This is a genomic window from Neptuniibacter caesariensis (assembly GCF_000153345.1).
GTDB lineage: Bacteria > Pseudomonadota > Gammaproteobacteria > Pseudomonadales > Balneatricaceae > Neptuniibacter > Neptuniibacter caesariensis.
The window spans coordinates 877,470-886,030 of sequence record NZ_CH724126.1; the positions used below are offsets into that span (position 1 = coordinate 877,470).

An 8,561-nucleotide genomic window follows, 5' to 3' on the forward strand; every position below is an offset into this window, starting at 1 on the left:
TGAAGGCAAACTGAAAAAGCTTAAAAAGTTACTTAAGAAAGCTAAGTAACGTTTAGGTATTGCGTCTTGCAGAAAAGAGCGGCTATTAAGCCGCTCTTTTTGTTTTTAACGATCAGTTCTTTGTAAATTCTTCTGATTTGGATTCCAGTTGTAAAAAAAGGGTATTAAGATGATTCATCCCCAACTTTACTGAAGGAGGTTGTGATGTTTGGGTTTGAAATTACTGCCGGTGTTGTTGTTGTACTGGCTCTGATCGTTATCTTTTCCGGGGTTAAAATGGTACCCCAGGGGTATAACTGGACAGTTGAACGTTTCGGACGTTTTACCAAGACGCTTCGTCCAGGTTTGAATCTGATTATTCCTTTCATCGACCGTGTCGGTGAAAAGCAGAACATGATGGAGCAGGTACTGGATGTACCGCCGCAGGAAGTAATCAGTGCTGATAACGCGCAGGTGACCACCGATGCAGTATGTTTCTATCAGGTTCTTGATGCAGCTAAGGCAAGTTACGAAGTTAACGATCTCTATCGTGCGATGCAGAATCTGGTGATGACGAATATTCGAGCAGTATTAGGCTCAATGGAGCTGGATGAAATGCTGTCTAATCGTGACTCCATCAATAGTGAACTTCTTAGTAAAGTTGATGAAGCGACTGACCCTTGGGGGGTTAAAGTAACCCGAGTTGAAATTCGCGATATTTCGCCGCCAACGGATCTGGTTGATGCGATGGCAAACCAGATGAAGGCCGAGCGAGAGAAACGTGCGGCAATCTTAACGGCCGAAGGTGAAAGGGAAGCGGCGATCAAAGTGGCTGAAGGTGAAAAGCAGGCTGCAATTCTCACCGCTGAAGGTGAAAAAGAAGCGGCTTTCCGAGAAGCAGAAGCCCGTGAGCGACTGGCGATGGCAGAAGCGAGAGCAACTAAGGTTGTTTCTGAGGCGATTGCGCAAGGTAACCCGCAGGCGCTGAACTATTTTGTCGCGCAGAAATATACCGAAGCGTTACAGAATATTGGTGCCGGCGAAAATGCTAAGGTGGTCATGATGCCGCTTGAAGCAAGCAGTGTGATAGGGTCTGTAGCAGGTATCAGCGAGTTACTGAAAGATACAAAAATAGGTTCGTAATGCTGGAATTTTTTCAATCTATCTCATTTTGGCACTGGATCATTCTGGCACTGATTCTGCTCGGAGGTGAAGCGCTGGGCGCCGCGGGTTTTATGATCGGCGTATCGATCTCTGCATTCATCGTTGCAGGGTCGATGGCGCTTGGGGTCTTAAATGACTGGCAGCATCAGTTCCTTCTTTTCGCACTGTTTTCAGTCATCGCTTCTGTCATTGTTTGGCGCTTCTTTAAACATCGGGGCGAGCATGATGGTGCAGAGATGATCAATGATCGTGCAGCGCAGTTGATCGGTCGTAAACTTACCTTGTCTGAAAATATGGAAAATGGGCGGGGTAGAGTTCAGATAGGTGATACTTTCTGGAAAGTCGCGGCGGACGAAGATTATGAAAGTGGGACCCGGGTTGAAGTGGTTTCAACCGAAGGGATGCTTTTGCAAATCCAAAAAATATAAGCCGGTTTAGCCGGCTTTTTCTTTATGCCAAAATTTAAATACTTATCTCATTATCCCGAGTCGCTTTTACTACAGGTTAAGGAATTGTTGGAAAGTGGGAAGCTGGCCGGGTTATTACAGAAAAAGTATTCAGTTGGGCATCAAATCCAAAGTAATAAGGCCCTTTATGCTTATACGATGGAGATCAAGCAGCGCTATTTACGTAAGTCTGATCCGCTGAGCAAGATTGAATACAGTGATAAAGTTTCAGCGCTAAATGCATTGGGTACCCATAGTCGCGTTTCTCGTGTTCAGGGCGCAAAGCTTAAGGCGAAAAAAGAGATTCGTATCGATAGCCGGTTTCGCAACCTTCCCGAGCCTTTTTTGCGAATGTTGGTCGTGCATGAACTGGCGCACCTTAAAGAGATGGACCACAACAAAGCGTTTTACAAACTGTGTGAATATATGGAACCCGATTATCACCAGTTAGAGTTAGATCTGCGAATCTACCTCACCTGGCTTGAACATGAGAAGAAAACACCATAAACAGTCATTCTTATTTATTTTTTGTAGTAGTATCAATTTATTGATACAGGTCAAACGGTCTGTTTGCCTCTGTGAAGAAGGCCACGTATGTTTGATGATCTAATAGCTGTATTTTTTGTGTGGATTTATTGGTGAGTAAGCTGTCTGCTACGTCCATCCGTAGCTTTTTACTGAAAAGGACTTTTCTCTATTCCGCTTTGGGATTTCTGGTCCTGTTTTTTGTCACCCATCACGCTTTCAACAAAAGCGTGGAGCGAAGTGCTGTGGAAGTGGCTGAACGTGTTGCCAAGCAAACGTTCAACTCTATGTATTTGGTGATGAGTCAGGGCTGGAACAGGCAGCAACTGAATGACTTCATCAGTCAGATGGAAACCGATAATAATTACAGCGACCTTAAAGTTAAGTTGTACCGTGGCGATTTGGTAAATCAGAAATTCGGATTTATGCAGTCGCCGGAACAAACCGCAATTCACAAACAGGTACTGGCTTCGGGTGAAGCCCAGCTACAGATAGAAGATCAGGTTCTCAGTTATTACTATCCGCTAAGAGCTAAAGAGGTTTGTACTAATTGCCATACCAACATTGAGGAAGGCGATACGCTGGGGATGATTGAAGTCACCCAGAAGCTGGATCGCTCCTTTTTCAACGCGCAAAAAGAACTTTTACTCACCCTGGTGCTGGTCTCTCCACTACCGCTCTTGCTCGCCTTTTTTGCAACGCGTCAGATCTCTAGCGGTGTTAACCGATCAATTACCGATCTGGCAGAGCGTATTGAGTCGATTGAATCGGTGTCTGACCTGGAGCGCTTTAAGCAAGATAAGGGTTCAATCTCTTTTAAAGAGTTGCAGGTCATACTAAGTCAGGTAAGTTCGCTTGCATCAAAGCTTAAAGACATTGCAGTTGATAAAGAGCTGCTTGAATTTGAGATAAGGCTGTTAGAGAAATTTGTAATCACCTCAGAGGTGGTGAAAGACTGGCGGGAATACGTCAGCTATCTGATGGTAGACATCAATAAGGTCATGAATGTCTACACGATGTTTTCCATCTTTAAAGTGGAGAATGAAGTATTCGACCTGGAAATTTTCTGGTTCCAGCCTCCGTCGAAAAAAACCAAAGAACTGATGGAGCAGGCGATCATGCGCAGGCTTGAGCATGATGACTCAATCTTTGCACTGGGTGGTGTTAATTTACGCCACAATGTAGTGAATGAGTATGCTGATGAGATCGAGCTTGATCAGGAATCAGTGGAGTTACAGACCAAATCGTTGTTAGTAGAAACGCCGAAAATCGGCGGCATTGTAGGTATCGGCGTACACTCCGATACCATTCAGGACTCTACAAAAGTGTTGGTACTGGAAAGTATTCTATCAACATTGCTCAATGTGGTTGGGTCTGTCAGGGCTATCTATAAATACACTAAAGACCTTGAGTATTATGCCACCCGGGATCCGCTAACCAGCCTCTATAATCAGCGCATGTTTTGGGAGCTGCTTGATTACGAGTTAGACCGCTCAGATCGTCATGGTTATAAGACCGCTTTGCTGCTTCTTGACCTGGATAATTTCAAATCGATCAATGACGGCTATGGCCATAGTTGGGGTGATAAGCTGCTGGCTGATTTTGCCGATTATCTGCAGAAATCATTAGGTAAAGAAGCGATCATCGCACGTTATGGTGGTGATGAATTCGTTATTGTTGTTCCTGAAGCGGATGCGGCAGAAGCCTCAGCTATTGCTGAGCTGGTATTGACGACTATCCGCAACCATTCGCTCTACTATGATTCAAATACCAATCTGAAACTGACCGGTTCTTTGGGTATGGGCATTTACCCTGACCACGCTAAGAACAAGAAAGATCTGTTCATGTTCGTCGATAATCTGATGTATCGGGCCAAGAGCCTGGGTAAAGATCAGATCGCATTGCCAGATGAAAATGAGCTGGTCGACATCTTTAAAGAGATGTCAGATAAGACAGTACTGGTGACCCAGGCGATTGAGAACCGCGAGCTGATTCCAGCATTTCAGCCGATTGTTTCTTCAGGTGATGGTTCGATTCACGCAGTTGAAGTACTAAGCCGAATTCAGCTTCCGGATAATAAGCTGATGAGTGCGAATGAGTTTATCGAGATCGCGGAGTCTATCGGCAAAGTACATCTGCTGGATTACATCGTAATGGATAAAGCCTTCCAGCAGGTTAAAGAAACCGGCTATGACGGTAAGGTCTTTATCAATTTATCGCCTCGTTCAATCGTGATCAGTGACTTTATTCCGACCATTCGAAAGTTGGCGGAAGATCATCAAATCGCACCGGAAACAGTGGTGTTCGAGATTACTGAAAGGGACACAGTTAAAAATATTGCAGTGCTTGAGAGCTTTGTTCTTAATCTTAAGGATCAGGGTTTCCAGCTGGCGATTGATGACTTTGGCTCAGGGTTTTCTTCATTCCATTACCTGAAACACTTGCCGATCGATTATGTAAAAATCGAAGGTGAGTTCATCGCCAATATGGCCAATGACGCCAGAGATATGGCGTTTGTAAACAGTATCTCCCAATTGTCTCAAGAGCTTCAGGTAGAGACTGTGGCCGAGTTTGTAGAGAGTGAAGAGGTGATGAAACTGGTAGCTGAGGCGGGAATTACTTTCTCCCAGGGCTACCATATTGGTAAGCCAACCCTACAGCTAGCAGAAGTAATTCAAACAAACCTACAGTAAATAACAGCCCTTATTTCTGAATCCTGTCCTATGCTTAATATGCATACAGAAGAGCACAGGACTATGTGGAAAGTAATCGCTGTTCTAAGTATTAGCTTCATCTTTTCCGGTTGTAACCTCATGCCGGAAAATTTGCGAGTCGCTGAAAAAGTCGAGTTGCTGCCTTTTGATGAAGTCGGAGATATGGACCTTGAACCGACAAATTATCAGGCGTTATGGGGTGGTGTGATTGCCAGTACCGTTAACTTTGAAGATCGCACCCTGGTTGAGGTTATCTATTTTCCGTTGAGTGAGTCTGGTCGTCCGGATATTGATGGCGAGAGCCTGGGGCGTTTCAGAGTTTACGTGGGTGACTTCGTCGATCCATTTGTGTACCGACCTGGAAGAACTGTCACTGTTTTAGGAACACTAGGGGTCAGGGAAAAAGGCTTAGTTGGTCGTTATCCGTATGACTATACCGTACTTCATTGCCTGGAACTGCATCTGTGGAATGATATGGAACAGATCAGCATGCCTCCGCGAATGGACCAGTATTTTCAAACAAGTCCTGCGTTCAGTTATCAGTAACCTCCTTCCAATTATGCTCGGTGATCACCTTAAAGGGTATGGGTTGTCATAATCGGGTAAAGCGTTTTCTATACTTTGGAACCGAATTAGTCCTTATCGTTTAAAATTGGGATGCTTTCCGACTGTAGTCCCGGTACTATTGCCGCCTTCGCAGGAACAAGGGTTTTGTTGTGATCGAAAATTCGTGGACACTCACGCTCATCGCTGTGGCTTTGTTAGCGATTATTGGCGTGATTTTTTTCAGGTTTACAGGACGTAAACAACCGGATCTTCAGCTGTCTCAAAAGGAGAGAATGTTCAGCTCGGTATTGGAGAAAGCGGTAGGGGGACAGTATCAGATTTTCTGTAAAGTACCGATGTCTGATGTGCTCGAAGCTAACCCGGAACTCTCTGAGCGTTCACAACGAAAAGCGCTAAAACCGGTCAGATCAAAGGTGTTGGATTATCTGGTCTGTCGAGCAGGAAACCACGAGATTGTGTGTGCCGTTGAATTGGATGATCATAGTTTTGATAAAAAGCGGTTTAAAAAACAGGACCTGTTTCTGGAAGAAATATGCCAGCAGGCTTTTCTGCCTCTGCTTCGGGTAGCGCCACAAAACGGCTACAACCTTGTTGAAATTATCGAGCGTTTTGAACGCACAATCGCTCCCGCCCCACCGGCTGATGCACCCGTTTATCGGAGTAAATATCGCTTAGACGTGAAAAAGCGATATCAGCCCCAGTTGGAAGTTGAATCGCTCAGCAATGAGACAGATCGTACAGCTCTTCAGGAGCACAGCTAATCTCTCCGTGCGGGTTTTGAGCCATTAACTTTTGGAACTGCTCCTGCTTTAAATGAATGAGGTTTCGATGGTCTCCGGCTTCAATGTAAAGATCATCGTCTTCCTTCAAAACCTCATCCCAAACCACCTCCAGACCGAATGCCTGAGCAATAGCGGGCACAGCACCTAGTTCACAATCACCAAAAATACGTTTTATTTCATGTTCTTTGGCAAGCCGCGCGTTTGCGCCGGTAAGATCGGAAAACTGCGGTAACATCAGTTTGTTCATCGAAGGAATCGCCGCGACCATATAGCGGTTACAATCATGGACAACGACCGCTTTAACGACTTGTTTCTTAGGTAGATCTGCAAGTAGAGCGGATTCACCGGCGGTGGAGGAAAAACTGTGTTGAACAGTGTCGTAGTGACAAGCTTTATTATCGAGATAGCTGCTCAATGTGGTAGATACTGACATAATGGAGCCCTCCAGGATGATCACTGTTTTCAGTGTAGTCTCTCGGATCTGGTGGGTCTTGAATTCTTCGCAAGCAGAATAATGAAATGGCTAAATACCTTCACAGCAAATATGCTGGCGGTGATGCTGATGTGATGAAGCATGCGTGTCTGGCTTCAGTATTGTCTAAATTAGATATCTCGGTTGAGTATGTTGAAACTCATGCAGGAGCTGGACTTTATGATCTGGATCCTGACCGAGGAGAGCATCTCAAAGGTATCGGGCGTTGTAGGTCAAACCTTACAGACCTTCCTGCATTAAAACCATATAACGGTGTGCTTGAAGAATCTTGGACGCTAGATAAAAAGATCTATCCGGCTTCACCGATCATTGCTAACAGTGCATCAGCCGTAAAATCCCTTTGCCTGTATGAGTTGAATCGGTCCGTGGCCTGTCAGCTAAAGAAGAACCTACCGGAAGCCGTAGTATGGGAGGAAGATGGTTTTCTGAGCAGGCATCATTTGAGTCACGGTTCCTTTGTACTAATAGATCCCCCTTATAAATCATCTGATGATTATCAGCAGGTTGTTGAGTATGTCGGTGCGGCAAAGCAATCACAGGTCAGGGCTGTGATGGTCTGGTTTCCGATGATCTACAGCGATTTAACTGCCGATCTATATGATGGATTGTTGGGGCTTTACCCTGATGGCCAGTGGCTCCAGCTCAGTCGTGGTCTACATAGCGAAGGCGCGATGTCCGGCTTTGGCGTTTTCTGCTCAGACTCATCCCTCAGCAGTGACTGGCAATTAATAGTTAATCACCTTGTTTCTTCTCTTTTCCTACAAAAAGTAAGTTATTACTAGCGAGCTATCCCTTGTATTTGTTGTAAAGCAAAATTGTATTCTTTCGATAATGCTAATAGAATTCATTCTCATTAAGTTGTTTGGCTGTATTAGGTGCTGGAGAATGTTAAAGCGTAAGGGCTCATCTGCTCAGGTTTTGGTGGTTGAAGGCGAGCAGGGTTTAAACAATGATCTGAGCCACTCACTAGAAGCAAATGGGTATCTAGTAACACAATGCTTCAATGGAAAAGCTCTCCAGAAAGAGGGTTTAGATGATCAGCTGGATCTGATTATTTTGGGGGCTACGTCGGAGTCCACTGAAGCGGACCTCATTCAGTCAATTGTTATGCTGAGGGAAGCGGTAAGTACCCCTATTATGCTGCTTGGGCAGAAGGACTGTGTTGAAAGCAGGATCGCATTTTATACAGCTGGTGTTGATGATTACCTCACAAAGCCAGTTAATTTTTCGGAATTCCTTATTCGGGTTGCTGTCATTTTGAAAAGGGTTTGTTCAGACAGCCAGATGCCTAAACATGCTGATCTTTTATCAGGACTTGATTTTGAAATGGACAAGAGAAAAGGCTGTATACGCTCAGATGAGGTGGAGCTGCTACTAACGCCAGTGGAATTCAAACTGTTATGGGCTTTAGTCAGCAGCGGAGGCCGCGTATTAACAAAGGCTTTTCTCTATCGAAATGTCCTGAATCGTGATTTTGTCCAACATGATCGAAGTGTGGATGTACACATCAGCCGATTGAGAGCGAAGTTATCAGGGGTCGGGGTGGACACCTCACGACTTGAAACGGTCCATGGTGAAGGTTACTGCTATAAATAGAATCTTCACATTTGCCATTTTTGTTTACCTTTCTTTACAGCAGATCGACCCAACTTTACCGAAGCATTTTGCAGAATAGACTTATCTAAAGATAAGGAGTTCGCAATGAAAAAGCTCATGATGTTAGTGATGGCCAGCAGTATTATCTGGGGGGCTTCTCTCCCGGTTCAAGCTGCACCAGGACCCCATAAAAATCATCGATACCACGCGCCAGTAAAGCACTTGCCGCTAGGGGCAGTGGCAGTGGTGCTGAATGGCATCAACTACTGGTTATCCGATGGGATCTACTATCGAA

At 44.9% G+C, this 8,561-nt stretch carries 10 protein-coding genes; 9 read left to right on the forward strand and 1 reads right to left on the reverse strand.

Annotated features, from left to right (window positions below):
- Window positions 1-204 precede the first annotated feature (204 nt).
- The 6 genes from MED92_RS13810 (at window position 205) to MED92_RS13835 (ending at window position 6,156) form a co-directional block, all read left to right on the forward strand.
- Window positions 205-1,122 carry an SPFH domain-containing protein gene (locus MED92_RS13810; protein ID WP_007022178.1) on the forward strand — a complete coding sequence of 306 codons (918 nt, stop codon included), beginning with the start codon at window positions 205-207 and terminating at the stop codon, window positions 1,120-1,122.
- On the forward strand, window positions 1,122-1,571 hold the full coding sequence (locus tag MED92_RS13815) for an NfeD family protein (protein WP_007022179.1): 450 nt from the start codon (window positions 1,122-1,124) through the stop codon (window positions 1,569-1,571). Before MED92_RS13810 ends, MED92_RS13815 begins: the two co-directional genes overlap by 1 nt.
- A gap of 24 nt (window positions 1,572-1,595) precedes the next feature.
- Window positions 1,596-2,096 carry a M48 metallopeptidase family protein gene (locus MED92_RS13820; protein WP_007022180.1) on the forward strand — a complete coding sequence of 167 codons (501 nt, stop codon included), beginning with the start codon at window positions 1,596-1,598 and terminating at the stop codon, window positions 2,094-2,096.
- Between the two features lie 131 nt (window positions 2,097-2,227).
- Window positions 2,228-4,807 carry a putative bifunctional diguanylate cyclase/phosphodiesterase gene (locus MED92_RS13825; RefSeq protein WP_238321516.1) on the forward strand — a complete coding sequence of 860 codons (2,580 nt, stop codon included), beginning with the start codon at window positions 2,228-2,230 and terminating at the stop codon, window positions 4,805-4,807.
- Between the two features lie 63 nt (window positions 4,808-4,870).
- Window positions 4,871-5,374 carry a Slp family lipoprotein gene (locus MED92_RS13830; RefSeq protein ID WP_007022182.1) on the forward strand — a complete coding sequence of 168 codons (504 nt, stop codon included), beginning with the start codon at window positions 4,871-4,873 and terminating at the stop codon, window positions 5,372-5,374.
- Window positions 5,375-5,544: 170 nt separating this feature from the next.
- Window positions 5,545-6,156 (forward strand): DUF2726 domain-containing protein, encoded by a 612-nt coding sequence (locus MED92_RS13835; protein ID WP_007022183.1) that lies wholly within the window; start codon window positions 5,545-5,547, stop codon window positions 6,154-6,156.
- Here MED92_RS13835 and MED92_RS13840 read toward each other — a convergent pair.
- Window positions 6,113-6,610, reverse strand: coding sequence for an aminoacyl-tRNA deacylase (locus MED92_RS13840; protein WP_007022184.1), 498 nt, complete (start codon window positions 6,608-6,610; stop codon window positions 6,113-6,115). The genes MED92_RS13835 and MED92_RS13840 overlap by 44 nt on opposite strands.
- Before the next feature lie 86 nt (window positions 6,611-6,696).
- Between MED92_RS13840 and rlmJ the strand changes: the two genes are divergently transcribed.
- The 3 genes from rlmJ to MED92_RS13855 form a co-directional block, all read left to right on the forward strand.
- Window positions 6,697-7,452 (forward strand): 23S rRNA (adenine(2030)-N(6))-methyltransferase RlmJ, encoded by a 756-nt coding sequence (gene rlmJ / locus MED92_RS18675; protein ID WP_007022185.1) that lies wholly within the window; start codon window positions 6,697-6,699, stop codon window positions 7,450-7,452.
- Between the two features lie 103 nt (window positions 7,453-7,555).
- Entirely contained in the window at window positions 7,556-8,266 is a 711-nt protein-coding gene (locus MED92_RS13850) for a response regulator transcription factor (RefSeq protein ID WP_007022186.1), read from the forward strand.
- 105 nt (window positions 8,267-8,371) lie between these two features.
- Window positions 8,372-8,561, forward strand: a 190-nt coding sequence (locus MED92_RS13855; protein WP_007022187.1) for a hypothetical protein, incomplete at its 3' end; no start/stop codon positions are given.

Bases quoted from the DNA above. Each gene is read 5' to 3' on its own strand.
- MED92_RS13850 (WP_007022186.1), top strand. From the start codon at position 7,556: ATGTTAAAGCGTAAGGGCTCATCTGCTCAGGTTTTGGTGGTTGAAGGC.
- MED92_RS13810 (WP_007022178.1), top strand. From the start codon at position 205: ATGTTTGGGTTTGAAATTACTGCCGGTGTTGTTGTTGTACTGGCTCTG.
- MED92_RS13830 (WP_007022182.1), top strand. From the start codon at position 4,871: ATGTGGAAAGTAATCGCTGTTCTAAGTATTAGCTTCATCTTTTCCGGT.
- MED92_RS13815 (WP_007022179.1), top strand. From the start codon at position 1,122: ATGCTGGAATTTTTTCAATCTATCTCATTTTGGCACTGGATCATTCTG.
- MED92_RS13840 (WP_007022184.1), bottom strand. From the start codon at position 6,610: ATGTCAGTATCTACCACATTGAGCAGCTATCTCGATAATAAAGCTTGT.
- MED92_RS13820 (WP_007022180.1), top strand. From the start codon at position 1,596: ATGCCAAAATTTAAATACTTATCTCATTATCCCGAGTCGCTTTTACTA.
- rlmJ (WP_007022185.1), top strand. From the start codon at position 6,697: ATGGCTAAATACCTTCACAGCAAATATGCTGGCGGTGATGCTGATGTG.